The organism is Streptomyces javensis (assembly GCF_039525925.1).
GTDB classification, from domain to species: Bacteria; Actinomycetota; Actinomycetes; order Streptomycetales; family Streptomycetaceae; genus Streptomyces; species Streptomyces asiaticus.
This window is the reverse complement of sequence record NZ_BAAAIF010000066.1, coordinates 35,935-62,113: the sequence shown is the minus strand read 5'-3', so window position 1 is coordinate 62,113 and position 26,179 is coordinate 35,935. Positions and strand designations below refer to the sequence as shown.

Sequence of the window (26,179 nt, the reverse complement as noted above, 5' to 3'; positions counted from 1 at the left end):
CCGCCCGGCCCCGGACCCCGGCCCGGCCCCGGCTCCCACCGCCGCCCCCGCCGGAGCGCCGCCCGCCGGTGGCTCACCGCGCGCCACCCGCTCGTCGGGCCGTCCGATCAGCCAGTCGCGGCTGGGGACGACGAGACCCGCCGGGGTGAACGCGATCTTCCGCAGCTCCGCATGGCTTCCGGAGTCCTTGCGCCACAGCCCGCTGACGATGTCCACCGCCTCCTGCGGGGTGGCGGCGAACTCCAGCCCCGCGTAGACCGGCGCACACGCGTCCAGCCCCAGGTCCTGGGCGGTCAGCCGGCGTCCCAGCCGCCGGGTGAACACCTCGGCGATCAGCGCCGGGGTGGTGCCGCGTGGCTGCTGTCCGCGCAGCCACCGGGTCACCGATGTCTTGTCGTACCGCAGGTCCAGACCGTGCTCCAGTCCGAGCTGGTCCACCCGCCGGGCGAGCCCGGCGTTGGAGAAGCCCGCCTCGGCGATGAGCGCGGCGAGCTGACGATTGGGAATGCGCTGCGGGGGTCGTTCCGTCATCAGCCTGCCGGTCTCCCTGATCGCTCTGTGGAACGGCGCGAATGTAACCGCCGCTCGAGGGCTGATCGTGGCCGTCCGGCTCCATTCATCCGATCGTGTGAGAACGAGCCGGGTGCGGACGTAAGGGGACACGGTCGTACAGTGGCGGGGGCGCCGCCGCGAGGCTCCGCCACCCCATCCGACCGGGTCGAGAAGGAGCTTGCCGTGACCGCCGTGACCACGTCTTCCCCGGGGTCGGCCCCCGGCTCGTCGGCTCTGCGCTACATCCACCTGGGCTTCGGCGCGGACGCCGTGGACTACGAGGAGGCGTGGCAGGAGCAGCGCCGGGTGCACGCCGCCCGCTTCGCGGACGAGATCCCCGACACCTGTCTGCTGCTGGAGCACCCCCCGGTCTACACGGCGGGGCGGCGCACGGCCGACAGCGAGCGGCCGCTGGACGGCACCCCGGTGGTGGACGTGGACCGTGGCGGCAAGATCACCTGGCATGGCCCGGGCCAGCTGGTCGGCTATCCGATCCTCAAGCTGCCGCGCCCGGTGGACGTCATCGCGCATGTCCGCCGCCTGGAGGACGCGCTGCTGCTCACCTGTGCGGAGTTCGGTCTGGAGACCACCCGGGTGGAGGGCCGCAGCGGGGTGTGGGTGCTGGGCGACCCGGTGGACCAGCGCCCCGCGCTCGGCGGGCTGAAGCTGGACTTCGACCCGCGGCTGGAGGACGAGGAGTTCGACGCACGGCTGAACGGGCCGGAGTACGCCCCGTCCAACGCCGGGCAGCGCCGCGAGGACCGCAAGCTGGCCGCCATCGGGGTGCGGATCGCCAAGGGCGTGACGATGCACGGCTTCTCGCTCAACTGCAATCCGGACAACACCTGGTTCGACCGGATCGTGCCGTGCGGCATCCGGGACGCGGGTGTGACCTCGCTCTCGGAGGAGCTGGGCCGGGACGTGCCGATCGCCGAGGTGCTGCCGGTGGTCGAGCGGCATCTGCGGGAGGTCCTGGAGGCATCCGTCCCGCTGCCGCGCGCGGTCTGACGCTCCCGGGCCGTTCCGGGCCGTTCCGGATCGTTCCGGGGCGGCCCTTCCGGGACGGCCCCTGCGGGAATGCGTCCTCGCGGCGTTCGGTTGCCCTTGACGTAAATCCGTACGAACCACGGGCGTACCCTGGTGACCGCCGACGATTGACAAGCCCGCCGGCAAACTCGCCACGCCGAGCCGCCAAGCAGAGTCAAGCAAAGAGGAGTGCCGGACGTGTCCGCAGTCGCACCCGACGGACGCAAGATGCTGCGCCTGGAGGTCCGGAACAGCCAGACCCCCATCGAGCGCAAGCCCGAGTGGATCAAGACCCGGGCGAAGATGGGTCCCGAGTACACCGAGCTGCACGGCCTGGTGAAGCGGGAGGGCCTGCACACCGTGTGCCAGGAGGCGGGCTGTCCGAACATCTATGAGTGCTGGGAGGACCGCGAGGCGACCTTCCTCATCGGCGGCGACCAGTGCACCCGGCGCTGCGACTTCTGCCAGATCGACACCGGCAAGCCGCAGGCCCTGGACCGCGACGAGCCGCGCCGGGTGGCCGAATCCGTACGCACCATGGAGCTGAAGTACGCGACCATCACCGGCGTCGCCCGTGACGACCTGGAGGACGGCGGCGCCTGGCTCTACGCGGAGACCGTGCGCCAGATCCACTCCCTGATGCCGGACACCGGTGTGGAGCTGCTGATCCCGGACTTCAACGCGGTCCCCGAGCAGCTCGCCGAGGTCTTCTCGGCCCGTCCCGAGGTGCTCGCGCACAACGTCGAGACCGTGCCGCGGATCTTCAAGCGCATCCGCCCCGGCTTCCGTTACGAGCGCTCGCTCGAGGTGATCACCAAGGCGCGCGAGGCGGGCCTGGTCACCAAGTCCAACCTGATCCTGGGCATGGGCGAGGAGCGCGAGGAGATCAGCCAGGCGCTCCAGGACCTCCATGACGCGGGCTGCGAGCTGATCACCATCACCCAATACCTGCGGCCCTCCCCGCGGCACCACCCCGTGGAGCGCTGGGTGAAGCCCCAGGAGTTCGTGGAGCTCAAGGAGGAGGCGGACGAGATCGGTTACGCCGGTGTCATGTCCGGCCCGCTGGTCCGCTCCTCGTACCGCGCCGGCCGTCTGTACCAGCAGGCCATCGAGCGGCGCAATGTCGCCGTGGCTTCGCCGGCCGTCTGACCCTCCGTCGCCGTCCGCCGTCACGTTCCGTCGGCGGGCGGCCATGTGAGCAACACGCTGTGTGATTGCGAGCACACACAGTTTCGAGGGCTTCGACAACGCCGCAGGTCAAGGGCGGAATATGAGCCGCAGCAGGGCTTCATCGGTGTTTGACCGGCCAGTCACGCGCTGGTAACACCATTGGGTAACGATTGAGCCACGCCCTGCTTATACGTTGTGCGTAACGATCATCCGCCGCTTCCGAGGGGTATCCATGCCGGCCGCGCCCGTACGCCCATCCGTCACCGACGCGCTCCTCGTCCTGGAAGGTCTGCTGCTGCGCGGCGGACAGCGCACCGCCCGCCGCAACGCCTGGACGGCCGTCCTCGAGGACCGGCGCCGGGCCAAGGACCGGGACGAGGCGGAACACGTGCTGGAGGCCGTGTCCACCGGGGCTTCCCAGGCCACGTAAACTTCGCTGTATGGCGAGGAAGGAAACATCCGAGAACCCCGGGCGGCTGAAGCAGATCGCCCTGACCTACAAGATGACCAAACGGGTCGACCCGAAGGTCACACTTGTCGTCGCCGGCGTGGGGATTGTCACCTTCGGTGTCCTTCTCGCGATCGGCTTCTGGATCGGCCACCCGATCTTCCTGGGCATCCTGGGCTTCGTCCTGGCCTTCCTCGCGATGGCGATCATTTTCGGCCGCCGTGCCGAGCGGGCCGCCTTCGGACAGATGGAGGGCCAGCCGGGCGCGGCGGCGGCGGTGCTGGAGAACGTGGGCCGCGGCTGGTCGGTGACTCCCGCGGTGGCGATGAACCGCAACCAGGACGTCATCCACCGCGCGGTGGGCAAGGCGGGCGTCGTGCTGGTCGCCGAGGGCAACTCGAACCGGCTTAAGGGCATGCTGGCCGCCGAGAAGAAGAAGATGGCGCGCATCGTCGCGGACGTCCCGGTCCACGATGTGATCGTCGGCTCCGGCGAGGGCCAGGTCGAGATCAAGAAGCTCCGCACCACGCTGCTGAAGCTTCCCCGGGTGCTGCCGGGCGCACAGGTCACGGTGGTGAACGACCGGCTGCGCGCGCTGGGCGACCTGATGAGCAACATGCCGATTCCGAAGGGCCCGATGCCCAAGGGGATGCGGATGCCGAAGGGGCGCTGAGCGCCTCCCTCACCTGATACGGATACGCGACGGCGGCCCGGACGGAGAGTCCGGGCCGCCGTCGCGTGCGTAACGCGGTCGTACACAATCCCCGGGCAGTGGCAGGGGCTCGGACCCTGATCCGGCCGCGGCTCAGACCCTCCGGCCGCGGCTCAGACCCTGATCTGCACCGCGTGGGAGAGCCGGTCGTGCAGCCCGCGGGTGTCGCGGTCCCAGACCACCGCCGGGATGACTACCACCAGCAGCACACTGCGCAGTACGGCCCGCGGCAGGCTCAGCCGCACCCCGCCCTCGCCGACGACCCGCAGCCTCAGCAGCAGCTTGCCGGGGGTGGCGCCGACGGTGCCCACGGTGACCAGGCTCAGCACCAGGAAGACCAGCAGCGCCCAGTTCCCGGCGACCTGGGCGTTACGGCCGGACAGCAGCGCGTAGGAGACGAGCAGGCACAGGCCCCAGTCGATGAAGAGCGCTCCGAAACGGCGTCCCAGCGGTGCGATGGAGCCCGGTCCGCTCTCGGGAAGACCGAGGCCCTGGCCCCGGTAGCCGAAGTCGACGCCCATCTCCTCGGCCGCCGCGCGGGGCCCGGAAAGCCACGATCCGATTGCTTGCCTCTTGTCCACCCGTCTACGTTACTGCGACCGCATACGTTCCCCCGGCCGGACCCCTTCCCAGCGGTCCCCGTCACCCCGTACCGCGCCTTTTCCGAGGCCACGAGGGCCCCACAAGCACCCTCGGGCCGGTTAACCTGGGTGAAACAAATGGGTCATGCCCGGGAAATCCCGTCTGCCTATGGTCGGCGGAAGCGCGCCACCGCAGATGGAGCAGATGGAATCGCGCCACCGGACATATCCCCGTCCCACCGCGGCCGGGCTAGGAGGAGTTGGATGTTCCAGAACGCCGACGACGCTCGGAAGTACATCTCGGACGAGGACGTGAAGTTCGTCGACGTCCGTTTCTGTGACCTTCCCGGCGTCATGCAGCACTTCACCGTACCGGCGGAGGCGTTCGACCCGAACGAGGAGCTGGCCTTCGACGGCTCGTCGATCCGCGGCTTCCAGGCGATCCACGAGTCGGACATGGCCCTGCGTGCCGATCTCTCCACGGCGCGTGTCGACCCGTTCCGCCGGGACAAGACCCTCAACATCAACTTCTTCATCCACGACCCGATCACGGGCGAGCAGTACAGCCGTGACCCGCGGAACATCGCCCGTAAGGCCGAGGCGTACCTCGCCTCCACCGGCATCGCGGACACCGCGTACTTCGGTCCGGAGGCGGAGTTCTACGTCTTCGACAGCGTCCGCTTCGAGACCAAGGCGAACGAGGCCTTCTACCACATCGACTCCGAGGCCGGCGCCTGGAACACCGGTGCGCTCCAGGACAACCGCGGCTACAAGGTCCGCTACAAGGGCGGCTACTTCCCGACCCCGCCGGTCGACCACTTCGCCGACCTGCGCGCCGAGATCAGCCTCGAGCTGAACAAGGCCGGTCTCCAGGTCGAGCGCCAGCACCACGAGGTGGGCACCGCCGGCCAGGCCGAGATCAACTACAAGTTCAACACGCTGCTGGCCGCGGCCGACGATCTGATGCTGTTCAAGTACATCGTCAAGAACGTGGCGTGGCAGAACGGCAAGACCGCGACCTTCATGCCGAAGCCGATCTTCGGTGACAACGGCTCGGGCATGCACGTCCACCAGTCGCTGTGGCAGGGCGGCTCCCCGCTCTTCTACGACGAGCAGGGCTACGCGGGCCTGTCGGACACCGCCCGCTACTACATCGGCGGCATCCTCAAGCACGCCCCGTCGCTGCTGGCCTTCACCAACCCGACGGTGAACTCCTACCACCGTCTGGTCCCGGGCTTCGAGGCCCCGGTCAACCTGGTGTACTCGCAGCGCAACCGCTCCGCCGCGATGCGTATCCCGATCACCGGCTCCAACCCGAAGGCCAAGCGCGTCGAGTTCCGCGCCCCGGACTCCTCCGGCAACCCGTACCTGGCCTTCTCCGCCCTGCTCCTCGCGGGTCTGGACGGCATCAAGAACAAGATCGAGCCGGCCGAGCCGATCGATAAGGACCTCTACGAGCTCGCCCCCGAGGAGCACGCGGGCGTCCCGCAGGTCCCGACCTCCCTCCCGGCCGTCCTCGACTCCCTCGAGTCCGACCACGAGTTCCTCCTCCAGGGCGGTGTCTTCACCTCCGACCTGATCGAGACCTGGATCGACTACAAGCGCACCAACGAGATCGCCCCGCTCCAGCTGCGTCCGCACCCGCACGAGTTCGAGCTCTACTTCGACGTGTGAGCCGTGCGCGCTCCGTGAGCCCTCCGGCTCCGTCCGAGCCCCCGCCACCGCCCCGATGGGCGGGGGCGGGGGCTCGGTGGTTGTGGAGAGGGGTCATGCCGCCGGGTTGACGGTCTGGGTGTCGGTGCCGGAGGACGGCAGGAAGCTGGTGTCGCCGTTGTAGAGGGCGATCACCGGGTGGGTGCCGACGCCCAGGGTGTTGAGGGACAGCGTCGCGGTGCCCGCCGACAGCGGCTGGACGAAGGCACCGCCGCCGGAGCCGCCGATGATGAAGGTGACCGTCCCGGTCGGGACGCCCGCACCGGGCGCGACCGGGGTGACGTTGGCGGTGAAGGTCACCGACTGTCCCAGCGTCGAGGGGTCCGGCGACGAGGACACCGCTGTGGTGGTGGCCGACTGGACGACGAGGATGACGTTGGCGCCGGTCGACGGGGAGAAGTTGGCGTCACCGTTGTAGTTGCCGAGGACGGCGTGGGCGCCGACGCTCAGGTTGGGGACGGTGACCGAGGTCGTCCCGCCCGACAGGGTCCCGGTCACGGTGGGGCCGCCGGTGATGACGAAGGTGACGGTGCCGGTGGGCGTTCCGGTGCCGAGCGGGATCACGGTGGCGGTGAGCGTGACCGACTGTCCGAAGGTCGCGGGGTTGGGTGAGACCGTGACCAGGGTGATCGTGGGCGTAGCCATGGGTGGCCCTCCAAGTGGTGTGGGGTGGTGGGCCGTTACTCGCCACGCATGTGGGAACAAGGCGCGACGGCGCATCGGCGGTCAGGGGGTGCGACGCATACGGCGATCCACGCGGAGGCATCCCGCGTCGCCGTCCCCCGGCAGATGTGGAACCCACCGGTCTGTAGCACCAGTAGGCGCGCGACTCGCCGTCAACCGCCAGGGATGTGCCGTCGAATTACCCCGGATAGCGCAGCGCTCGGTGGGCTTCCCCGCGCACACCATCCGCCCGGTGCGGCGCGCGTTCCCCGTGGTCAGGGCACCGCGTACGCACCGCGCACAGGGCGGGTGCCGGATTGCCCCGGTGCCGTGTGCCGACGGCGGGGGTCAGCCGTCGCCGAAGCCTCCCCCGAAGCCGCCGTCGAAACCACCGCCGTCGCCGAAACCGCCACCGAAGCCGTCGTCGAAGCCTCCGCCGGAGTCGCCGCCGTTTCCGCCGTCGCCGAAGCCGCCGTTTCCGCCGTCGCCAAAGCCACCGTCGAACGCACCGGTCCCGTAGTCCGGGCCGAGGGACCCGCCGAGCAGCGTGCCGACCAGCAGCCCGGGCAGCATCATCGAGCCGTAGCCGCCGAAGTAGCCGCTCGCCCAGGGCCCGTAGGCCGGACCGGCGTCCCAGTACGGGCGGCGCCGGTCGCCGCCGACCGGGACGGTGCGGGCGTCCGGGTAGCGGCCGTCGTCGATGCGGGTGGCGTCCGCGGCGCAGGCGGGGACGGAGCGCTGGGCGCCGCCCGGCGGCGCCCACGGGACGTCCCGGACCGAGGGGCCGTGGCGCGGGTCGAAGAAGCACGGGGGCCGCCGCTCGGGCAGCGGGCCGCCCTCGCGGCGGGCTTCGAGCACCGCCAGCGCGAAGCGGCCCTCCTCCAGCGCCTCGGTCACCGGCCGTACGTCCTCGGGCCGCCGGGCGGCGGCGGATCTGGCCTTCGCCTCCTCGTAGGCGTCCAGGGCGCGGCCGTAGTCGTCCGCCATCTCGGGGGTGGACGCCGGGTCGGCGGGGTCGAAGCGGGTTCCGCCGAGCTTCTCGCCGTACGCGGTGATGTCCTCCTCGACCGCGCCGCGCACCTGCTCCAGCGCGGCCCGTTCGCGCTCGCGGCGCTGCTTGCGGGTGCGCCGCACCAGGTACAGGCCGCTTCCGCCGACGACGGCCAGGACGATCAGCACCGCCACCGCGTCCCCCGTCGACAGGCTGGTGGAGCCCCGCGCGCCCTGGTCACCGCCGGATCCCTGGCCGGTCCGGTCATGGATCGCGGTGGCCGTGTCGGTCACGAAGCCGTTCAGGACGGCGGCGAGGTCGTGCGGGTGCTGCCGCAGGTTCCGCTCCGCCAGCGCCTGCGAGGTGCGTCCGGGCAGCACCGAGGTGTCGGAGGCCGCGCCGAAGGAGGAGCCGAGCGCCACCGCGTAGACGCCGGGGCGGTCGACGGCGGCTCGCAGCCGCCCGAAGACGCGCTCCCCGCCGTACGCGGGATTGTCCGGCAGAACGGCCACGTAGACCGGCACATCCGCGGTGCGGATGTGTGCCACCAGGCCACGTGCCTGTCCGGCGCTCAGGGCGTCGGACGCGCCGGGATCGACGTATACGGGGCTGCTGCGCAGCGCCTTGCCGATCTTGTTCACATCGGTTTCGGCATGCGCGCCCCCGGCGGTGAGCAGCACCGCCGTCAGGGCGACGAGGACGGCCAGCAGGAGCGTGCCCCATCGTGGCGTCTTGCCGGACACACTTCGCGTTTACCCACATAGCGGGCACCTATGCGCGGGTGTGCCTTTCAGTGCCGCGTGGCTGGGCCCCGCCACCGCCCCTGTCGGGCAGTGGCGGGGCCCAGTGCTGTGCGGTCAGGGCGCGGCCGAGGCTTGGGCGCCGGTGACGATCTGCGTGTACTGGGAGACGCCAGAGGATCCGAAATTGGCGTCGCCCGAGTACACCGCGCTGACGTCCCACTCGCCCGCCGCCAGGTCCACGGTGAGGAAGGCGAATCCAAGGGCGTCCACGGTCGGCTCGGCGGTGATGGTGGTCGCGCCATCGGTGAGAGTGAAGGCGACCGTGCCCGTCGGGATGTCGTCGCCGGGCGGGAAGCCCTCCACGAAGGCGACGAAGTCGATCTCCGAGCCCTCCGGGGCCGGGTTCGGGTTGGAGCTCATCGAGGTCCTCGACACCGCCAGGTTCACCACCTGCGTCAGCGTCGCCGACGACGACGCGGCGAAGTTGGCGTCACCGCTGTAGTTGGCCGTCACGGTGTGCGAACCCACGCCCAGGCCGCTGGTGGTGAACGTCGCCGTGCCGCCCGACAGCGGCTGGGTGAACGAACCGCCCCCGCTGCCGCTGATCACGAAGGTGACCGTGCCGCTCGGGACGCCGGTGGCGGGCGCGTTCGGCGTGACCGTGGCGGTGAAGGTCACCGGCTGCCCGAACACGGACGGGTTCACCGAGGACATCAGCGTCGTGGTCGTGGCCGCGGGCCCGGGGGTCACGGTGTGGGTGTCGGTGCCGGTGGACGGCAGGAAGCCGGCGTCGCCGCTGTAGACGGCGACCACGGTGTGGGCGCCGACGCCGAGGGTGCTGAGGGAGAGCGTCGCCGTGCCGAGCGACGACAGGGGCTGGGTGAACGTACCGCCCCCGCTGCCGCTGATGGTGAAGGTGACCGTGCCGCTCGGGACGCCCGCACCGGGTGCCACCGGGGTGACCGTGGCGGTGAACGTCACCGGCTGCCCCAGTGTCGAGGGGTCCGGCGCCGATGTCACCGATGTGGTCGTGGCCGCCTGGATCACGACGACGGCCGTGGTGCCGGTGGACGAGGCGAAGTTGGCGTCTCCGTTGTAGGTGGCGGTGACGATGTGGGTGCCGACGGTCAGACCGCTCGCGGTGACCGAGGCGGTCCCGCCGGACAGCGTCCCGGTCAGGGTGGGGCCGCCGCTGACCACGAAGGTGACGGTGCCCGTGGGCGTTCCGGCGCCGACCGGTATCACGGTGGCGGTGAGCGTGACGGACTGCCCGTTCACGGCGGGGTTCGGTGCCGCCGTGACCAGGGTGATCGTGGGTGAAGCCATGATGGCCCTCCAAGTGGGGTGGAGTGGTGGGCCGTTGCTCGACACGCGGGTCCGTGACCGCGGCGCGTGGCGGCGCATCAGAGGTTGGGGGTGCGCGCTTACGGCGTTCCGACGCGGGATGCGCGTCTCGCCGTCCCCCGGCAGATGTGAAACCCACCGGTCTATAGCACCAGTAGGCACTCGACACGCCGCCAACACCATGGATACGCACCCGAATTTCCCCATACGGCGCAGCGCCCACCTCCTCCTCCAGCGCACCTCCCGCCGCACGCACGGCGCGTGCGTCCGGCCGTCAACTGCCCGCGCACGCGGGGCGCATGGTGGGGTGTCGTCAGAGGAAGTGACCGCCGGCCGGGCAGAGCGCCGGGGGTGGCAGGGCGCGGACGGAGTCCATATGGGACTAAGCGGATCGGTGGAAGTCGGCCGCGGTTCGGTGGCGCCCCGAAGGGGCGCGGGGCTGTGTCGATGTGCGGCTCCGCCGCGCGGGCACGACCAGCCACGACGGCGCCGCAGACGATCGACGGCAGGTCGGGGCACCTCCAGCGAAGCGGTTAGTCCGCGCGGCCGGTCGCGGCGACGGTGACGCCGAGGCCGATCATGGAGAGTCCGCCGACGCCACCGACCATGGCGAGGCGTCGCGGCGAGCGGGCGAACCAGGTGCGGGCAGTGGCCGCGGCCAGGCCCCAGACGCTGTCGGAGATCAGCGCGATGACGTTGAAGACCAGCCCGAGCAGCAGCATCTGCGGCACGACATGCCCCTGCTCGCGGTCGACGAACTGGGGCAGTACGGCCGCGAAGAACACGATCGTCTTGGGGTTGGCCACACCGACCGCGAACCCCTCCCACAGCGTGCGCAGACCCCCGTGGGCGGGGCCGTCGCCGGTGAAGGCGGCCTGCAACGAGCGGCGCCGCCGCACCGCCTTGACCCCCAGGTACACCAGATACGCGGCGCCCACCAGCTTCAGCGCCGTGAAGACGAGCACCGAGCGCTCCACCACCGATCCGACCCCCAGCGCCACGGCCACGACCAGTGTGTACGCCCCGAGCGTATTGCCGACGACCGTGGTCAGCGCGGCGCGGCGGCCCTGGGCCAGTGCCCGGCCGACCACGAAGAGCACGCTCGGACCGGGGATCACGATCAGCAGGAAGGACATGGCCGCGAAGGCGAGAAGACGGTCGATGGACACCATGGAGCGCATCGAAGCACGCGACGGCGCGCGGCTCCAGCGCTTTTCCCGGCCGCGTGACCCACCGGACGCGCTCCACGATCGGTGGACCTCGCCGTAAACCCCGGGCGCCCGGGTCCCGGTCTGCGGCAGTCTGAGGCATACCGAATGGAAAACACACCCTCAGGGGGGATTTGTGACGTCTCGAACCACGAAACGGGCGGAACAGCCGCCGGAACCGGCGGCCGAGCGGCCCGGCGAGGAGTTACGGTTCCGGCCGCCCACGCTGATGGCCTTGGAGAAGCATCCCGTCACCACCCGGGCCATGGCCCGCCGACTGCCCCAACTGGTGCGCCGCTCCCTGGGGTTGGCCTGGAAGGTGGACCGCAAGGCGGTGGTGGCGCTGCTGGTGTGCCAGGCGCTGTCGGGATTCTTCGAGGCTTTCGGGCTGCTGGCCACCACCGGCACGATCACGGCGCTCATCTCCTCCGGCCACATCACCGACCGGCTCCGGGACGCGCTGCCCTCGATCGCGGTGCTGGCGGGGGCGGCCGGGCTGCGGGCGCTGCTGGGCATCGCGGTCAACAACGTCTCCAGCCGGCTCTCCCCGCGGATCTCCCGGGAGGCCGAGACCCAGATGCTGGACGCGGCGATCAACGCCGAACTGGCGGCGTACGACAACCCCGGGTTCAACGACAAGTGGGACGCGGCGGACCGGGGCGCCGAGGTGGCGCGGGATCTGATCACCGAGTCGCAGCAGCTCATGGCGTGTCTCTCCTCGCTGATCGCGGCGGCGGGCGTGGTCACCGTGCTGCATCCGGCGCTGCTGCCGCTGTTGCTGCTGGCCGCGCTGCCGCAGGGGATCGCGGGGATGAAGGCGGCCCGGGTGCAGTACGAGACCAGCCGGGCGATCAGCGCGGACCGGCGCACCCTCGGGCTGCTGCGCTGGTACATGGTGGACAAGGACATCGCCGATCAGCTCCGTTCCGGCACCATGGCGGAGTTTCTGCTGAAGCGGTACCGGGCCATCGGGGCGCGGGTGGACGCGGCCACCGACAAGGCGGTGCACCGGGGCGCGCGGTACGCGGTGCTGGGGGCGGTGGCCGGAGGGCTGGCGTCCGGGCTGGTCTGGGCGTCGCTCGCGCTGCTGCTGGGCGCGGGGCAGATGTCGGTGGCGTCGGCGGGCACGGCGGTGTTCGCGCTGCGGACGGTCGGCGCCTCGCTCCAGGGGATGGTCGGCTACGGGACACGGCTGTTCCGTACGGGGCTGTATCTGGACGACTGGGCGGAGTTCATCGAGGAGGCGGGCGGCCACCGGATGCGGCGCGGCGCCCTGGTCCCGGTGGCGCCGCGGGTCATCAGGGCCGAGGGGCTGACGTACGCCTATCCGGAGTCCGACGCCCCGGCCCTGGACGAGGTCACGCTGGAGGTGCGGCGGGGCGAGGTGCTCGCGCTGGTCGGGGAGAACGGCTCGGGCAAGACCACCCTGAGCAAGCTGCTGACCGGGCTCTATCTGCCCACCAAGGGCATGGTGACCTGGGACGGCGTGGGCGTGGCGGAGCTGGATCCGCAGGCGATGTGGCGGCATACGGCGGTCGTTCCGCAGGACTACGCGCACTGGCCGCTGTCCGCCCGCGACAACATCACCCTGGGCCAGCCGCACGGCGGGGACGAGCGGGTCCGGGAGGCGGCGGTCCACTCCGGGGCGCATGAGGTGGTGGACGGGCTGCGCAGCGGTCTTGACACCCTGCTCGCCCGGCAGTGGTGGGGCGGGGTGGAGCTGTCCGGCGGGCAGTGGCAGCGCATCGCGCTGGCCCGCGCGTTCCACCGGCCCGCGGGGCTGCTGGTGATGGACGAGCCCACCAGCGCGCTGGACGCCCGCGCCGAGCACCGGATCTTCGCGGGACTGCGGCGGATGGCGGAGGACCGCGCCGTGGTCCTGGTGACGCACCGGCTGGCGAACGTGGCGGTGGCGGACCGGATCGTGGTGCTGGAGCGTGGGCGGGTGATCCAGCAGGGCACCTTCACGGAGCTGACGGGGTCACCCGGGCTGTTCCGGGAGTTGTGGGAGCTACAGAACGACCGCGGAGCGCCGGAGAACGAGCGCGGGGTGCCGGCGCCGCGCGAGGCGTCGCCCTGAGCGTCGGCCGCTCAGCTTCCGGCGCCGCCGGTTCCGCTCAGGGGCCGTGTGACCGGCCGGTTTCGGCCGCGCGGGCGCGGGAGGCGGCTATTTCGGCGTAGGCCCGGTCGCGGCCCTCCCAGTGGGAGCCCTCGACGGACTTGCCGGGCTCGAGGTCCTTGTAGACCTCGAAGAAGTGGGTGATCTCCATGCGGTCGAATTCGGGGACGTCGTCGATGTCCTGCACGCCGACATAGCGCGGGTCATGGGCCGGGACGCAGAGGATCTTCTCGTCCGGGCCCTGCTCGTCGCGCATGCAGTACATGCCGATGGCCCGGCAGAGGATCACACAGCCGGGGAAGGTCGGCTCGGCGACGGTGACCAGGGCGTCCAGCGGATCGCCGTCCCGGCCGAGGGTGTGGTCGACATAGCCGTAGTCGGCCGGGTACTTCGTCGAAGTGAACAGCATCCGGTCCAGCCGGATCCGGCCGGTTTCATGGTCCATCTCGTACTTGTTGCGGGACCCCTCGGGTATCTCCACGACCACATCGAACTCATCCTGCGTCATCGCGGCCTCCGCTCCCCGTCGCGCTCCGGTGTCCTTCCAGTGTGCGCCGGGGCCGCCGGGTGGGCAGCCCGGACCCGGGCGCCTCAGCCGCCCCGCACCAGGGCGTCGATCTCGGCCTCGAAGAGCACCGAGGGATCGAAGCCCATGCCCGTGAACTGGCCTTGCACATCAAGGCTGATCACGCCGTGGAGCCGGGTCCAGGTGCGCAGCGCACGGCCCTTCAGCTCACCGCCGGGCTCCTCGCCGGGCACCCAGGAGCCCACGCCCTCGAGATGGCGCGCCAGCGCGGCCTCGAGCTCGGTGAGGGGCTGCTGCCCGTGGCTCGCGGTGGCGCCGCGCGCGGCGCCGGAATCGGCATCGCCGACGGTGGAATCGGCATCGCCGACGGTGGAGCAGGCGTCGAAGATGGTCCGCATCATCCCGGCCGCGATCTCGGCGGTCTCCGGCGGCGCGTGGTAACCGGGCACCGGGGTCCCGTAGATGAGCAGATAGCGGTCCGGCTGACGCTTCGCCCAGTCGCGCATGGCGCGGGCCATGGCACGGAAGCGATCGGCGGGGGCGGCGTCGGCGACGGCCTGGGCGAGGGTTTCGGCCAGATCGCGGTAGGTGTCGGTGATCAGCTCGGTCAGCAGCTCGTCCCGGCTCGCGAAATAGCGGTAGAGCGCGGGGCCGGTCATCCCCATCGCCTTCGCGATCGCGTTCACCGAGATGCCCGCCGTGCCCGACTCGGCCAGCTGGGCCAGGGCCACGGCCTTGGCCTCCTCCCGGGTCTGTTTGCGGTAGCGCTCTCGCCGTGCCGTCGCCATGGACGCGCCTCCCGTGCGGTTCTCGAATTCGGGCTTGACACCTCGAGAGTAACAGGTTCATTGTTTGGTTAGAAGCTCTCACAACAGCGAGAGCTCCTTATCTCGAAACGAGGTCAGCCATGATCACCGAAGTCGTTCTGCCGGGCCAGGTGGAGCCCGAAGGGCTCGAGCTCCGCACCCGTCCGCGGCCAGAGCCCGGTCCCGGGCAGGCGCTGGTGGCCGTCGAGGCGTCGGGGATCTCCTTCGCGGAGCAGCAGATGCGCCGCGGGAAGTACTACGACCAGCCGCCGTTCCCCTTCGTGCCCGGCTATGACCTGGTGGGCACGGTGGTCTCGACCGGTCCCGGAGTGGATCCGGCCCTGCGGGGGCGCCGGTTCGCGGCGCTCATGAAGATCGGCGGCTGGGCCAGCCACGCCCTCGTCGACGCGGGCGACCTGGTGGAGGTCCCCGAGGGGGTGGACGCGGCGGAGGCCGAGACGGTGGTGGTCAACGGGGTCACGGCCTGGCAGATGCTCCACCGCGTGGCCAAGGTGCGCCCCGGGATGACCGTGCTGGTCCACGGGGCCAACGGCGGGGTGGGCACCACCCTGGTCCAGCTCGCCCGCCACTCGGGCATCAAGGTCATCGGCACCGCCTCACCCCGCCATCACGACGCGGTGCACACCCTCGGCGCCACCCCGCTCGACTACCGCGACCCGGATCTGCCCGCCCAGGTGCGGGCGTTGGCGCCGGGCGGGGTCGACGCGGTCTTCGACCACATCGGCGGCGAGGGCATCGTGGACTCCTTCCGGCTGCTCGCCCGTGGCGGCACGCTGGTCTCCTACGGCACGGCGGCCACCCGGGACGTCCCCGGCTCGTCCCGGGCCCCGGTGCTCAAGCTGTTCGCCCGGCTGGCCCTGTGGAACCTGCTGCCGAACGGACGGCGGGCGCACTTCTACAACCTCTGGGCCGGGCGGCGGCGCCTGGCCGCCTTCCAGGGGCGGGTCCGCGCCGATCTGGGGCAGGTGCTGGCGCTGATGGCGAAGGGCGAGTTCACCGCACTGGTGGCGGCGAGGATTCCGCTTTCCGACGCCGCGCGGGCGATGCGGCTGGCCGAGTCCGGCACCATCGCGGGAAAGGTGGTCCTGGTCCCGGACGAGGACGCCCGCCGGAGGGGTGAGGAGGGCGCGCGATGAACGACCGGGTCCGTGATAATTTTCGTATACGAGTTGTATGCGAAGCAGCATGGGGGCCCAGTGCCAGCGCAGTCCGGACGAGAAAAGGCGTACGCGTTCCTCAAGGAGACCGTGCTGACCGATCCCGACATGCAGGGCAGGTTCCTCACCGAGCAGGAGATCGCCGACCGGATCGGCATCTCCCGGACCCCGATCCGTGAGGCCCTTCTCCTGCTGGCGGCCGAGGATCTGGTCCAGCTGGTCCCCAAGCGGGGTGCGCATATCGCCCCGCTCTCCGGCCGGGAGATCACCGAGCTGATGGAGCTGCGCGGAATCGTCGAGCGCCACGCCGCCGAGCAGACCATCGAGGCGGGCACGGTGCCGGTCGGGAAGCTGACGGAGCTGCTGGAGCGGCAGCGCGAGCTGATGGGCCCGGAGCAGGCCAAGGAGTTCATCGCCGTGGACCACCTCTTCCACGCGACCATGGTCGCCGCGGTGGGCAATGAACTCCTCAACCGGCACTACGACGGGCTGCGCAGCCGCCAGATCCGGGCCGGGGTGGTGGCCCTGTACACCCAGACCGGCCGCCAGGAGGAGGTGCTCGGCGAGCACCGGGCGATCCTGGACGCGGTGGCCTCCGGGGACCCGGAGGCGGCCCGCACGGCGATCAGTGCCCATCTGGGGTCGACGCTGAAGGTGCTGCTCGCCGGATGAGCCACCGCCCGGAGTGAACCACCGCCGGATGAGCCACCGCCGGAGTGAACCACCGCCGGGGCGCGACTCACCGCCAGGGGTGCGTCACCGCCCGGCCGTCGCCTCCGGATAGGTGATCACCAGCATGGTGACGCCCTCCTCGGAGACCCAGGGGCCATGCGGCATCCCCGGCGGCCGACAGGCGTAGAAGCCGCGCGAGAAGGTCTCCCCCAGGGTCAGATCGCGCATGCTGCCCTCGAGGAGATAGACCTCCTCCCAGCCGTCGTGGCGGGCCACGCCGGACGGGGAGGTGTCCGTCCCCGGCTCCCAGCGCACCAGGGCGGTGGTGTGGGTGCCGCTCCCGTCCGCGGCCAGGATCTGTTCGCTGACCCCCGCGGCCGCGCCCGGCGGCCGCTGCCAGGGCCCGCCGGGCAGATGGAACTCGAGCTCCGGTTTGGCCCCCGCGGTGCCGCTCATGGCCGTACGTCCGGCCGCGCTCATGACTGTCCGCCCAGCCTGCGGTTGGCCAGGACGGACACCGTGCGGCGCACCGCGGTGACCTCCTCGGTGTCCACCTCCCCCACCAGCAGCCCGGGCCCCGCGTCCAGCCGCTCCCGCACGGTGCCGTCGGGACCGATCAGGGCGCTGTGCCCGATACCGGTGGGGGCGGAGGTCGCGGCGGTCACACCGGACGCCTCCGGATCGGCCTGGCCCACGGCCGCCAGCCATACGGTGGCGTCCAGCGCCCGCGCCCGGGTCAGCAGCTCCCACTGCTCGCGCTTACCGGGCCCCGCGCCCCAGGAGGCGGGCAGTAGGGAGAGCACCGCGCCCGCGTCGGCGTGCGCCCGGAAGAGCTCGGGGAACCGTACGTCGTAGCAGGTGGCGAGGCCGATCCGGACGCCGTCCAGGTCGAAGGTCACCACCTCGGAGCCCGGGGCCACGGTCTTGGACTCGGCGAAGCCGAAGGCGTCATAGAGATGGATCTTGTCGTAGGAGGTCTCCACTCCCGGGCCGGTGGCCAGCAGGGTGTTGGTCACCCGACCGTCGGGCGCCGGGGTGAACATCCCGGCCACCACCACCAGTCCGGCGTCCTTCGCGATCTGCCGGACCTCGGTGGCCCAGGGGCCGTCCAGCGGTTCGGCGATGGGGCCGAGCCGGGTGCCGAAGCAGGCCATGGCCGCCTCCGGGAAGGCGACCAGACGCGCCCCGGCGGCCGCCGCCCGCTGGGTCTCCTCGCGCAGCAGGGCGAGGTTCGACGCCGGGTCCGGGCCGGTGGTGATCTGGCTCAGTGCGATGCGGAGGGGCATGGCGGGTGCTGCCTCATTTCCTGGTCGGAAGGTCGGAGGGTCGGAGGGTTCGGAGTGCGGTATGTCCCGGTCGGGAGGGGCGGAGTGCGGCCGGAGTTCGTGATCCCGGCAGAGTACGCGGCCCCGTCCCGCCCCTTCCCCGGTACGGCTCGCTTTACAGCTCCGCGCGGCGAGGCGGGGCGGGACCGGACGGGGCAGGCCGGAACGGGGCAGGCCGGGACGGGGCAGGGCCGCGGTCAGGACACGGTCAGGACACGGTCGTGGAGGCGGTGGAGCCGACCGGGAGCGGCTCCGGCTCCTCCTCCTGGGCGGCGGACGGGTTCCGGCCCAGGCAGAGGCCCGCCACCGTGACCGCGGCGGTGATCGCGATGTAGATGGCCAGCGGCACCCAGGCGTGATAGGCCCCGAGCAGCGTGGTGAAGAGCAGCGGCGCGATCGCGCCACCGATGATCCCGGCGAGGGTGTAGGCGAGCGAGGAGCCGGTGTAGCGCAGCCGCGGGGAGAACTGCTCGGCGATGAAGGCCGCCTGTGGCCCGTACATCAGCGAGTGGATCACCAGCGCGCCGACGACCCCGAGGGTGAGCAGCGCCCAACTGCCGTCCGCGACCAGCGGGAAGAACAGGAACGGCCAGACCCCGGCGGCCACGGCGGAGCCCCCGTACAGCAGCCGCCGGTTGACCCGGTCCGAGAGCGCCCCGGCCAGCGGGATGAGCACGATCTGGAGCGAGGAGCCGATCAGCACGGCGGTGAGCGCCGAGCCGCGTGACATGCCGAGTTCCTCGGTGGCGTAGGTGAGCACGAAGACGGTGAACATCGCGTACAGCACATCGGGGGCGACCCGGCTGAGGATCGCGGCGGTCAGCGCCCTCGGCTGGGTGGTGAACACCTCGCGCAGCGGCGCCTCCGGGCGGTCCTGCGCGGCCTCCATCGCCTTGAAGACCGGGGTCTCCTCCAGCTTGGCGCGGATCCACAGACCGAACACCACCAGGAGCCCGGAGAGCAGGAACGCCACCCGCCAGCCCCAGCTGTTGAACTGGTCCTCCGTCAGCGCCGCGCCCAGCGCGGCCAGGACGCCATTGGCCAGCAGATTGCCCGCCGGCGGGCCGACCTGCGCGGCCGAGGCGTAGAAGCCGCGCCGCCGTGGATCGCCGAACTCGCTGGACAGCAGCACCGCGCCGCCCCACTCCCCGCCGACGCCGACGCCCTGCGCGAAGCGCAGCAGCACCAGCGCGGCCGGGGCCGCGACGCCGACCGTGGCGTAGGTGGGCAGCAGCCCGATCAGCAGGGTGGCGCCGCCGATGAGCACGAGCGTCGCGATGAGCACCTTCTTGCGGCCGATGACATCGCCGAGCCGGCCGAAGACGAAGCCACCCAGCGGCCGGGAGACATAGCCGACGGCGTAGGTGGAGAACGCCAGCAGGGTGCCGGTGGTGGGGTCCTTGGAGGGGAAGAAGAGATCGCCGAAGACCAGCGCCGCGGCGGCGGAGTAGACGGCGAAGTCGTACCACTCCAGGGCGGTGCCGGTGAGGCTGGCGACGAAGGCGCGGCGGACCCCGGACCGGTCGGCCCGGGGTGGCGGTGCGCTCGATGCGGTGGGCTGCATATTCCGTCCTCGAGGTGGTGCATGAGGCTTACGGGATGGTACGTGGCGTTTTCGTGGTGGTGCGAGGGGTGGTGCGAGGGGTGGGGGTTGCGCGGATCGGCCTTCCGGCATACTTCTTGTATACCAAGCGTATGCGCAACCCCTCCGGAGGAAGTTAACCGCTTCGAAACCGCGAAAAGGGCGGTCACCCGCGGCAGCGGGTCACCGCTCGGCAAGCGCGGAAACCGCGGATCGCCCGCGCACAACCACAGATCGCCCCCACAAGCCCCATCGCGCCCTGGAGAGCACAGCACCCATGACTACGAAGCCGTCGCAGCCCGCGGAAAAGTCCGCGGCACAGTCCGCCCCGTCCTCGCTCACCTTCGAACTCCCCGATGGCTCCCTGCACCACGTGGAGGTCGTCCAGGTGCTCAACGCGGGCTACGCGGGGCGCAGCCAGGAGGATGTGGCCGCCCATGTGGCCGAGCTCGCCGAGCTGGGCGTGCCCGCGCCCGCCGTGACGCCCGCCCTCTACCCGGTCGCCCCCTACCTGGCCCAGCAGACCGGCCGCGTCCGCGTCCAGCACGCCCGCACCTCGGGCGAGGCCGAGTGGGCGCTGGTCGTGGCCGCGGACGGGGAGCTGCTGCTGACCGCGGCCTGTGACCACACCGACCGGGAGCTGGAGGTCCACGGCGTGGCCTGGAGCAAGAACGCGGCCCCCGATGTGCTGGCCACCCGCGCCTGGCGGCTGTCCGATGTGGCGCCCCGCCTCGACGATCTGACGCTCCGCGCCTGGGTCACTCACGACGGTGAGGAGACCGAGGTGCAGAACGGCACCCTGGCCGAGCTGCTGCCGCCCGCCTACTGGGTCGAGGTGCTGCGCGAACGCGGTGACCTGGTGCCCGGCACCGTGCTGATCTCCGGCACCATCCCGATGGCCGAGGGCGTGGACCAGTTCGCCGGGCGCTGGCGGGTGGAGCTGGGCGACCCGGCCACCGGCCGGACCATCGAATGCTCCTACGACGTGGTCCCGCTGCCCGAGCCGATCGGCTGAGACCCGGCGCACGGGCAACGTGCGAAGGCCGTCCGCCGCACGGCCCCGAGGGGTATGCGGTGGACGGCCTTCGCCGTTGTCCAGACGGTTCGGTGATTCAGCGTCCGGTCAGGTGGTTTCCCTGCCCTTCCGCATCACCATGCCGGCTGCGATCAGGCCGAACAGGCAGGTGATGGCACCCACGACGACATTGTTCGCGATCATCCCGGCATCGGCGCCCCGGGCGACCACCCAGGGGGAAATGATCATCCATACACCGATCGCGGACATGGCCCAGCACAGGCTGTACATCCTCCTCGGCGCCGTGGTGAGGCCGAGCCCCAGCAGGGCGATGGTGATACCGAGGATGAGGTTGTTGACCATGAGATTGGGGCTGGTGCCCGAGAAGTGCACCACCCAGGGAGAGATGGCGAAGTACAGACCGGCGAGAAGCACCGGCCCGTCGAGGAAGACAACGTCCCGCGCATCCATCATGCGGGCGTAGCGCTCCCGCATCTCGGATACGTCGGGGTGGCCCGTTATATCGCCTCTCGCACGTGAGACGTCGGCCATTCGACTCGCCTCCTTCGATCCATGCAAGTCTGACCGCACAGTGCGGTAAAAACACCGCACCCCCATTGTGCGCCTCACCTTGGTATATAGGTAGATGCCGGATTTGCACTTAAAGGTGTATCGTGCGCCTCCGTCAGGCGGGGTGGACCACCTCGTGCTTCTCGTAACAGTCCCGGTCGAGGTCCCGCACGTCGACGGTGGTCTGCACGGTCAGCCCCGGCACCGGCGCCACATGGGCGCGGGCCACCTCCACCACCGCGGCGGACAGCTCCCGTTTGGTCTCCGCGTCGCGCCCGGACAGGATCGACACCTCGATGTGGATCATCGCGAGGTCCTCGGCACCGTCCGCGAGATGGGCCTCCTCCATCCGCCGGAACCGGGTCTTGCAGCCCGCCACCGCCGTGTCGACGGTCTTGGCGACCACCGGGTGCAGGGCGGCACCGAAGCCGGGGCGGTCGAACGCGTCGGTCAGGGAGTCGGAGTATTCGACGACGATGTGCGGCATGGGCTTGCGCTCCTCAAGGGGTACGCGGCGGCCTGCGGAGCATTCCGCGCGGGGCCTCTTACCGGGGCATCGTCGCACCTCTTCCCCGTCAACGGCCGAGCGCCCCGGGCCCGGTATCTGCTTCAATAGGGCCATGGCCAGCCTCCATGACATCGCGACGGGTCGTTACGACCTCGAGCCGTTCTGGCCGTCCCGGCAGGCGCACCACTTCGACCGCGAGTGTTGCCGCGCATCCGATGCGCGGGCCCGCTCGCTCGGCCGCTGATCTCTCCGTCCGGCCGCCCAGCCCGCGCGCACGACGTCCACTGACGCCCTCTCGCGCGAAAGAGCTGACCTCATGACGAACCTCCGTGGCCTGTCATCCGCCTCCGCCTCCGCGGCCCCGACCAGTCCGTCCGTCCCGCCCGGCCGCCAGCGGTTGCGAGCCGTCGCACCGGACGAGGTGCCACCGGTCGCCGACCTGCTGCACCCCGGCGCCACCTGGCTGCCCGCTCCCCCGCACACCGTGCCCGCGCTCCCCGGCCATCCGCCGATGGTCGGCTATCTGGTGCTGGTCCCGGCCGACCGGCAGGGACCGGAGACGGCGGGGCCGCCGCCGGAGACGGTTCCGGCGGTGACGGGTGACGAGCTGATCCGGATCGACCCCGACCAGCGAACCGCCGATATCGCCGGGCGGCCGCTGGACCTGACGTATCTCGAGTTCGAGCTGCTGAGCCATCTCGTCGCCCATCCGCACCGGGTGCACACCCGCGATCAGCTGGTGACCACGGTGTGGGGGTACGGCCATGTCGGCGACGGCCGGACCGTCGATGTCCATGTGGCCCGGCTGCGCCGCAAGATGGGCCCCGAGCACCGGGGGACGATCGTGACGGTGCGGCGGGTCGGGTACAAGTACGTGCCCACCGCCTGACTACTCCCGTCAACCCATGACACGTCCGCCGTGGCGGGCAGGCCGGCAGCCTGTCCGCCACGGTGGGCGCGTGCGGCGCGGGTCCGGGACCTCAGCGGCCCGCCCCGACCAGCGGCGGCCGCGGCCGCTCCACCGGCTCCTCGCCGTGGCTGACGCTCGGCAGCCAGCGCAGGGCGCGCGGCAGATACCAGTTACGCTCCCCCAGCAGCGCCATCACCGAGGGCAGCAGCACCATCCGCACGAGCGTGGCGTCCACCAGCACCGCGACCGCGAGCCCGACGCCCATCTGCTGCATGTCCTGCATCCGCAGCAGCGCGAACACCGCGAACACCGCGACCATGATGGCGGCCGCCCCGGTGACCGAGCCCGCCGTCGTCCGGATGCCCTCGCGGATCGCGTCCCGGGTGGCGAGCCCCCGCGCATGGGCCTCCCGGATCCGCGAGACCACGAACACGTGGTAGTCCATCGACAGCCCGAAGAGGATGACGAGGACGAACAGCGGCATCCACCCCTCGATCGCCCCGGCCGGCTCCATCCCCAGCCACTCCGCGCCCCAGCCGTGCTGGAAGACGGCGGTCATCGTGCCGTACGCGGCGCCCACCGACAGCAGGTTGAGCAGGATCGAGACGACCGCGATCGGCAGCGACCGGAAGCAGAGCAGCATCAGCACGAAGGTCACGGCGGCGATGAAGAGGAAGACCGGTGCGATGTCGGTCTTCAGCTGGTCGTTGAAATCGCGGCTGGAGGCGAGCTCACCGGTGACGTACGCCCGGTCGGAGACCGGTCCGAGGATCCTCGGCACCAGGTCCTCCCTGAGGGTGTCCAGGGCGCGCCGGGAGGTGGCGTCCTGACCGTCCCCGGCCAGCGGCACCTCGATCCGGGCCACCCCCTTCGTACGGTGCGCCTCGACGTCGACCGTCTTCCCGAACCGCCCGGACGCGGCGAGCTCCTTCCTGAAGTCCGCCACGGCCGCGTCGAAGCGGGCGGAGCCGACCTCGTCGGAGCGCAGCACCACCTCGGCCGGGGCGGGGCCGCCGGGGAAGGAGCCGGTGATCTCCTGGTACGCCACGGTGATGGCGGCGTCGGAGCCGAACTGCTTCTCCAGGCCGAGCTGTTCGGTCTTCATCCCGAGGGCGGGGGCGCACAGCACCAGCAGCAGCGCGCCCGATACGGCGGCGAACAGCTTCGGCTTGGCCAGCACGGGCCGCATCAGCCTGCCGGAGAGGCCACCGCCGGCGTGCACGCCCTTCCGCGCACCCTTCTTCCGGCGGCGGTTCAGCAGCGGCACCCGCCCGGCGTCGACCCGGTCGCCCAGCCAGGACAGCATCGCGGGCAGCACGGTCACCGAGCCGAGCATCGCCATCAGCACCACCAGGATGGTGGCGACCGCGAAGCCGTGGAACAGCAGCAGCCCGGACAGGAACATCCCTGCCATCGCCAGCATGACCGTGACCCCGGAGATCAGCACCGCGCGGCCGCTGGTGGCGGCCGCGATCCGCAGCGCGGTCCCGGCGTCCCGGCCCGCGGCCCGCTCATCGCGCTCCCGCCGCAGGTAGAACAGCGAGTAGTCGACGCCGACGGCCAGGCCCACCAGGAACATCACCGAGTTGGTGGAGTCGAACAGGGGCAGCTGATGGCTGACCAGGGCGAGCAGTCCGAAGGTGCCGACGCAGGCGGTCACCGCGAGCAGCACCGGCAGCAGCGCGGCCACCAGCGCCCCGAAGACCACCAGCAGAATGCCCAGCGCCAGCGGTACGGCGGTCAGCTCGGCCTTCTTGAAGTCGTCGGTCAGCATGTCGTCGAGCCGATGCTGGGCGGTGGCGTCGCCGAACTCGTAGGCCACGATGCCCCGATGGGCCGATTCGGTCTTCTCCACCGCCTCGACGACGGGCCCGACCCGCTTCCCGGCCGAGTCCGGGTCGCCCTTCATCTCAAAACTGATCAGCGCCTCCCGCCCGTTCTCCGAGCGCACCGGGGGCTGGACGCGCACCGTCTCACCGGTCCGCTCCAACCGCGCCGAGAGGTCGCGGGCCGCGTCCCGCCAGCCGTCCGGGCGGTCGCTGCGCAGCATCACCATCTCTCCGGCCGGGGTCTGGAGGCCCGCGTCCTCCAGGATCTTCTCGGCGCGCGCTGAATCGCCCGCACTGTTCTCGGAGTTGGTCATCTGCCGGGACCCCGACATCCCCCCGACCACGGCGACGACCACGACGAACAGCAGCCATCCGATGATCGCGGTCTTGCGGTGGCGAGTGCTCCACCCGCCCAGCCGCACGGCCAGGCCCTTCCTCGTTGCGCTCATGGCGTCTCTCCCCGTGCGGTACGGACGGAACAGGTCATGCCAACGACGCTAGAAATCCGCAGGTCCCCGCCCCAGCCGGGCAGCCACCCGGTCGCCGAGCCATAGGGCGAGCCGGGGAGGTGGTGCCAGGTACACCCCGGGACGGTGTCCGGCCCCCGTGTCCGGGCGCCGGGCCGCTGACACACTGAGGTGGCCCGCCGGTGCGGGCACGACGACGTTCCGACCAGCGGACGACGTTCCGACCAGCGAGGGGGAAGCCGGATGAAGGCACGTGGAGCGCTGACGGCCTGCGCACGGGGGTTCGCCGTCTCCTGGCTCGCGCTGGTGTCGATCACCCTGTCCGTGCTGACGATCCTGTCGATCAGCTTCATCCCGCTGGGCATCGGGGTGTTCACCACCCCGCCCCTGATCCGCGCGGTGCGGGCGCACGCCAATCGGCGCCGGCTGCTGGCCGCCGCCTGGGCCGGTGTGCGGATCCAGCTGCCGTACCGCCCGCTGCCGACCGATCGGCGCTCCGGGGTCACCGGGCAGGTGGAGCTGTGCACCTTCCTGCTGAAGGACCCGGCCACCTGGCGCGATCTGCTGTGGCTCCAGGTCGATATGACGGCCGGGTACGCCATCGCGCTGCTGGCCTTCGTCTTCATGCCGTACGGGCTCGAGGGGTTCGTACTGGCCGCCGGGGTGTGGCAGCCGATCGTGGACGCGGGCGGCACCTACTGGTACGCGTTCCTGCCCATCGACTCGCTGGGCACCGCCCTGCTGGCCGTCCCGGTCGGCGTCGGCTTCATCGCCCTCGGCTCGGTGCTCTCCCCGGTCCTGCTGCGCGGCCACTTCCTGCTGGCGCGCTCCTTCCTGGACCCGACCCCGCACATGGCGCTGGAGCAGCGGGTGCTGCGGCTCACCGAGACCCGGCACGACGCCGTGGACACCTCCGCCGCCGAACTGCGCCGCATCGAGCGCGATCTGCACGACGGCGCCCAGGCCCGGCTGGTGGCGATGGGCATGAGCCTGGGCACCGTGGAGGCGCTGATCGAGAAGGACCCGGCGAAGGCCAGGGAGCTGCTCGCCGCGGCCCGTACGAACTCCGCCGAGGCCCTGGCCGAGCTGCGCGACCTGGTCCGCGGCATCCATCCGCCGGTACTGGCCGAGCGAGGCCTGGGGGACGCGGTGCGCGCGCTGGCGCTGCGGATGGCGGTGCCGGTGGAGGTGGACGTGGACCTTGCGGGCCGCCCCGAAGAACCGGTCGAGTCGGCGGCGTACTTCGCGGTCAGCGAGGTGCTGACCAACGCGGCCAAGCACGCGGGCGCCGCGCGGATGTGGCTGGACATCCACCACCAGGACGGCATGCTGCGCATCACCGTGACCGACGACGGCCGCGGCGGCGCGGAGATCACCCCGGACGGCGGGCTGAGCGGGGTCGAGCGGCGGCTGGGCACCTTCGACGGGGTCCTCGCCGTCAGCAGCCCTCCCGGCGGGCCCACCATGGTGACGATGGAGATCCCCTGCGTCCTCTCGGCGACCGACGCCGTCCGTTGACCC

26 protein-coding genes are annotated in these 26,179 nt (G+C 71.3%); 12 read left to right on the top strand and 14 right to left on the bottom strand.

Translation table 11 applies throughout. The annotated features are described in order from the left end of the window. A partial coding sequence (locus ABD329_RS38010) for an NsdA family TPR-like regulatory protein (protein WP_486388708.1) occupies nt 1-531 on the bottom strand: 531 nt, incomplete at its 3' end. Between the two features lie 204 nt (nt 532-735). Here ABD329_RS38010 and lipB point away from each other — a divergent pair. The 4 genes from lipB to ABD329_RS37990 all read left to right on the top strand — a co-directional run bounded on the left by lipB (nt 736) and on the right by ABD329_RS37990 (nt 3,869). Next, nucleotides 736-1,560: a lipoyl(octanoyl) transferase LipB gene (lipB, locus tag ABD329_RS38005; RefSeq protein ID WP_309142743.1), complete on the top strand. Its 825-nt coding sequence runs from the start codon at nt 736-738 to the stop codon at nt 1,558-1,560. 216 nt (nt 1,561-1,776) lie between these two features. Next, nucleotides 1,777-2,727: a lipoyl synthase gene (gene lipA, locus ABD329_RS38000; protein WP_086885878.1), complete on the top strand. Its 951-nt coding sequence runs from the start codon at nt 1,777-1,779 to the stop codon at nt 2,725-2,727. A gap of 253 nt (nt 2,728-2,980) precedes the next feature. Beyond that, nucleotides 2,981-3,178 carry an SCO2195 family GlnR-regulated protein gene (locus ABD329_RS37995; RefSeq protein WP_020871972.1) on the top strand — a complete coding sequence of 66 codons (198 nt, stop codon included), beginning with the start codon at nt 2,981-2,983 and terminating at the stop codon, nt 3,176-3,178. Between the two features lie 10 nt (nt 3,179-3,188). Further along, a complete protein-coding gene (locus tag ABD329_RS37990; protein ID WP_198277669.1) occupies nt 3,189-3,869 on the top strand; it encodes a DUF4191 domain-containing protein in 681 nt (226 codons plus the stop codon). Between the two features lie 152 nt (nt 3,870-4,021). Here the strand turns inward: ABD329_RS37990 and ABD329_RS37985 are convergent, their stop codons facing one another. After that, entirely contained in the window at nt 4,022-4,489 is a 468-nt protein-coding gene (locus ABD329_RS37985) for an RDD family protein (RefSeq protein ID WP_198277670.1), read from the bottom strand. 264 nt (nt 4,490-4,753) lie between these two features. On the opposite strand from ABD329_RS37985, the gene glnA reads away from it, so the two are divergent. Further along, entirely contained in the window at nt 4,754-6,163 is a 1,410-nt protein-coding gene (gene glnA, locus ABD329_RS37980; protein WP_198277671.1) for a type I glutamate--ammonia ligase, read from the top strand. A 93-nt stretch (nt 6,164-6,256) separates the two neighbouring features. Here glnA and ABD329_RS37975 read toward each other — a convergent pair whose 3' ends face one another. From ABD329_RS37975 to ABD329_RS37960, 4 genes are all read right to left on the bottom strand, one after another. Beyond that, on the bottom strand, nt 6,257-6,847 hold the full coding sequence (locus ABD329_RS37975; RefSeq protein WP_198277672.1) for an Ig-like domain-containing protein: 591 nt from the start codon (nt 6,845-6,847) through the stop codon (nt 6,257-6,259). Nucleotides 6,848-7,213: 366 nt separating this feature from the next. Then, nucleotides 7,214-8,599 (bottom strand): hypothetical protein, encoded by a 1,386-nt coding sequence (locus tag ABD329_RS37970; RefSeq protein ID WP_198277673.1) that lies wholly within the window; start codon nt 8,597-8,599, stop codon nt 7,214-7,216. A 114-nt stretch (nt 8,600-8,713) separates the two neighbouring features. Continuing rightward, nucleotides 8,714-9,925, bottom strand: coding sequence for an Ig-like domain-containing protein (locus ABD329_RS37965; RefSeq protein ID WP_198277674.1), 1,212 nt, complete (start codon nt 9,923-9,925; stop codon nt 8,714-8,716). Nucleotides 9,926-10,476: 551 nt separating this feature from the next. Beyond that, nucleotides 10,477-11,115, bottom strand: coding sequence for a LysE family translocator (locus tag ABD329_RS37960; RefSeq protein ID WP_198277675.1), 639 nt, complete (start codon nt 11,113-11,115; stop codon nt 10,477-10,479). Between the two features lie 265 nt (nt 11,116-11,380). Between ABD329_RS37960 and ABD329_RS37955 the strand changes: the two genes are divergently transcribed. Continuing rightward, nucleotides 11,381-13,231: an ABC transporter ATP-binding protein gene (locus ABD329_RS37955; RefSeq protein ID WP_246618526.1), complete on the top strand. Its 1,851-nt coding sequence runs from the start codon at nt 11,381-11,383 to the stop codon at nt 13,229-13,231. 37 nt (nt 13,232-13,268) lie between these two features. Here the strand turns inward: ABD329_RS37955 and ABD329_RS37950 are convergent, their stop codons facing one another. Both ABD329_RS37950 and ABD329_RS37945 read right to left on the bottom strand, forming a co-directional pair. After that, the gene (locus ABD329_RS37950; protein WP_198277677.1) at nt 13,269-13,778 is read right to left on the bottom strand and encodes an inorganic diphosphatase; all 510 of its coding nucleotides are present in this window, start codon (nt 13,776-13,778) and stop codon (nt 13,269-13,271) included. An 83-nt stretch (nt 13,779-13,861) separates the two neighbouring features. Beyond that, nucleotides 13,862-14,584: a TetR/AcrR family transcriptional regulator gene (locus ABD329_RS37945; RefSeq protein WP_198277678.1), complete on the bottom strand. Its 723-nt coding sequence runs from the start codon at nt 14,582-14,584 to the stop codon at nt 13,862-13,864. A 119-nt stretch (nt 14,585-14,703) separates the two neighbouring features. Here ABD329_RS37945 and ABD329_RS37940 point away from each other — a divergent pair, with 119 nt between their 5' ends. Both ABD329_RS37940 and ABD329_RS37935 read left to right on the top strand, forming a co-directional pair. Further along, nucleotides 14,704-15,759 carry a medium chain dehydrogenase/reductase family protein gene (locus ABD329_RS37940; protein WP_198277679.1) on the top strand — a complete coding sequence of 352 codons (1,056 nt, stop codon included), beginning with the start codon at nt 14,704-14,706 and terminating at the stop codon, nt 15,757-15,759. Between the two features lie 60 nt (nt 15,760-15,819). Beyond that, nucleotides 15,820-16,452, top strand: a complete 633-nt coding sequence (locus ABD329_RS37935) for a GntR family transcriptional regulator (RefSeq protein ID WP_198277680.1) — start codon at nt 15,820-15,822, stop codon at nt 16,450-16,452. A gap of 84 nt (nt 16,453-16,536) precedes the next feature. Here ABD329_RS37935 and ABD329_RS37930 read toward each other — a convergent pair whose 3' ends face one another. From ABD329_RS37930 to ABD329_RS37920, 3 genes are all read right to left on the bottom strand, one after another. Further along, on the bottom strand, nt 16,537-16,932 hold the full coding sequence (locus ABD329_RS37930; RefSeq protein WP_246618525.1) for a cupin domain-containing protein: 396 nt from the start codon (nt 16,930-16,932) through the stop codon (nt 16,537-16,539). After that, nucleotides 16,929-17,738 carry a carbon-nitrogen hydrolase family protein gene (locus tag ABD329_RS37925; protein ID WP_198277681.1) on the bottom strand — a complete coding sequence of 270 codons (810 nt, stop codon included), beginning with the start codon at nt 17,736-17,738 and terminating at the stop codon, nt 16,929-16,931. The genes ABD329_RS37930 and ABD329_RS37925 overlap by 4 nt, the downstream gene beginning before the upstream one ends. A gap of 247 nt (nt 17,739-17,985) precedes the next feature. Beyond that, the gene (locus tag ABD329_RS37920; RefSeq protein WP_198278575.1) at nt 17,986-19,341 is read right to left on the bottom strand and encodes an MFS transporter; all 1,356 of its coding nucleotides are present in this window, start codon (nt 19,339-19,341) and stop codon (nt 17,986-17,988) included. 295 nt (nt 19,342-19,636) lie between these two features. Between ABD329_RS37920 and ABD329_RS37915 the strand changes: the two genes are divergently transcribed. Next, nucleotides 19,637-20,374, top strand: coding sequence for a DUF2848 domain-containing protein (locus ABD329_RS37915; RefSeq protein ID WP_198278576.1), 738 nt, complete (start codon nt 19,637-19,639; stop codon nt 20,372-20,374). Between the two features lie 108 nt (nt 20,375-20,482). Here the strand turns inward: ABD329_RS37915 and ABD329_RS37910 are convergent, their stop codons facing one another. Together ABD329_RS37910 and ABD329_RS37905 are read right to left on the bottom strand one after the other, a co-directional pair. Then, complete coding sequence (locus ABD329_RS37910) at nt 20,483-20,926, bottom strand: SPW repeat protein (RefSeq protein ID WP_138911020.1); 444 nt, start codon at nt 20,924-20,926, stop codon at nt 20,483-20,485. Nucleotides 20,927-21,059: 133 nt separating this feature from the next. Further along, a complete protein-coding gene (locus ABD329_RS37905) occupies nt 21,060-21,431 on the bottom strand; it encodes a 5-carboxymethyl-2-hydroxymuconate Delta-isomerase (RefSeq protein WP_198278577.1) in 372 nt (123 codons plus the stop codon). A gap of 133 nt (nt 21,432-21,564) precedes the next feature. On the opposite strand from ABD329_RS37905, the gene ABD329_RS37900 reads away from it, so the two are divergent. Both ABD329_RS37900 and ABD329_RS37895 read left to right on the top strand, forming a co-directional pair. Further along, nucleotides 21,565-21,696: a hypothetical protein gene (locus ABD329_RS37900; protein ID WP_256649896.1), complete on the top strand. Its 132-nt coding sequence runs from the start codon at nt 21,565-21,567 to the stop codon at nt 21,694-21,696. A 72-nt stretch (nt 21,697-21,768) separates the two neighbouring features. Next, on the top strand, nt 21,769-22,341 hold the full coding sequence (locus ABD329_RS37895) for a winged helix-turn-helix domain-containing protein (RefSeq protein ID WP_198278578.1): 573 nt from the start codon (nt 21,769-21,771) through the stop codon (nt 22,339-22,341). A 91-nt stretch (nt 22,342-22,432) separates the two neighbouring features. Here ABD329_RS37895 and ABD329_RS37890 read toward each other — a convergent pair whose 3' ends face one another. Beyond that, on the bottom strand, nt 22,433-24,640 hold the full coding sequence (locus ABD329_RS37890; protein WP_198278579.1) for an MMPL family transporter: 2,208 nt from the start codon (nt 24,638-24,640) through the stop codon (nt 22,433-22,435). A gap of 261 nt (nt 24,641-24,901) precedes the next feature. Between ABD329_RS37890 and ABD329_RS37885 the strand changes: the two genes are divergently transcribed. After that, a complete protein-coding gene (locus ABD329_RS37885) occupies nt 24,902-26,176 on the top strand; it encodes a sensor histidine kinase (protein ID WP_198278580.1) in 1,275 nt (424 codons plus the stop codon). Nucleotides 26,177-26,179: the final 3 nt, after the last annotated feature.

What these genes read in the sequence shown, in the direction of transcription:
- glnA (WP_198277671.1), top strand. Translation starts at nt 4,754, where the DNA reads ATGTTCCAGAACGCCGACGACGCTCGGAAGTACATCTCGGACGAGGAC.
- ABD329_RS37905 (WP_198278577.1), bottom strand. Translation starts at nt 21,431, where the DNA reads ATGCCGCACATCGTCGTCGAATACTCCGACTCCCTGACCGACGCGTTC.
- ABD329_RS37925 (WP_198277681.1), bottom strand. Translation starts at nt 17,738, where the DNA reads ATGCCCCTCCGCATCGCACTGAGCCAGATCACCACCGGCCCGGACCCG.
- ABD329_RS37915 (WP_198278576.1), top strand. Translation starts at nt 19,637, where the DNA reads ATGACTACGAAGCCGTCGCAGCCCGCGGAAAAGTCCGCGGCACAGTCC.
- ABD329_RS37910 (WP_138911020.1), bottom strand. Translation starts at nt 20,926, where the DNA reads ATGGCCGACGTCTCACGTGCGAGAGGCGATATAACGGGCCACCCCGAC.
- ABD329_RS37945 (WP_198277678.1), bottom strand. Translation starts at nt 14,584, where the DNA reads ATGGCGACGGCACGGCGAGAGCGCTACCGCAAACAGACCCGGGAGGAG.
- ABD329_RS37900 (WP_256649896.1), top strand. Translation starts at nt 21,565, where the DNA reads ATGGCCAGCCTCCATGACATCGCGACGGGTCGTTACGACCTCGAGCCG.
- ABD329_RS37955 (WP_246618526.1), top strand. Translation starts at nt 11,381, where the DNA reads ATGGCCTTGGAGAAGCATCCCGTCACCACCCGGGCCATGGCCCGCCGA.
- ABD329_RS37975 (WP_198277672.1), bottom strand. Translation starts at nt 6,847, where the DNA reads ATGGCTACGCCCACGATCACCCTGGTCACGGTCTCACCCAACCCCGCG.
- ABD329_RS37965 (WP_198277674.1), bottom strand. Translation starts at nt 9,925, where the DNA reads ATGGCTTCACCCACGATCACCCTGGTCACGGCGGCACCGAACCCCGCC.
- ABD329_RS37940 (WP_198277679.1), top strand. Translation starts at nt 14,704, where the DNA reads ATGATCACCGAAGTCGTTCTGCCGGGCCAGGTGGAGCCCGAAGGGCTC.
- ABD329_RS37885 (WP_198278580.1), top strand. Translation starts at nt 24,902, where the DNA reads ATGAAGGCACGTGGAGCGCTGACGGCCTGCGCACGGGGGTTCGCCGTC.
- ABD329_RS37950 (WP_198277677.1), bottom strand. Translation starts at nt 13,778, where the DNA reads ATGACGCAGGATGAGTTCGATGTGGTCGTGGAGATACCCGAGGGGTCC.
- ABD329_RS37920 (WP_198278575.1), bottom strand. Translation starts at nt 19,341, where the DNA reads ATGCAGCCCACCGCATCGAGCGCACCGCCACCCCGGGCCGACCGGTCC.
- ABD329_RS37930 (WP_246618525.1), bottom strand. Translation starts at nt 16,932, where the DNA reads ATGAGCGCGGCCGGACGTACGGCCATGAGCGGCACCGCGGGGGCCAAA.
- ABD329_RS37895 (WP_198278578.1), top strand. Translation starts at nt 21,769, where the DNA reads ATGACGAACCTCCGTGGCCTGTCATCCGCCTCCGCCTCCGCGGCCCCG.
- ABD329_RS37995 (WP_020871972.1), top strand. Translation starts at nt 2,981, where the DNA reads ATGCCGGCCGCGCCCGTACGCCCATCCGTCACCGACGCGCTCCTCGTC.
- ABD329_RS37890 (WP_198278579.1), bottom strand. Translation starts at nt 24,640, where the DNA reads ATGAGCGCAACGAGGAAGGGCCTGGCCGTGCGGCTGGGCGGGTGGAGC.
- ABD329_RS37960 (WP_198277675.1), bottom strand. Translation starts at nt 11,115, where the DNA reads ATGGTGTCCATCGACCGTCTTCTCGCCTTCGCGGCCATGTCCTTCCTG.
- ABD329_RS37990 (WP_198277669.1), top strand. Translation starts at nt 3,189, where the DNA reads ATGGCGAGGAAGGAAACATCCGAGAACCCCGGGCGGCTGAAGCAGATC.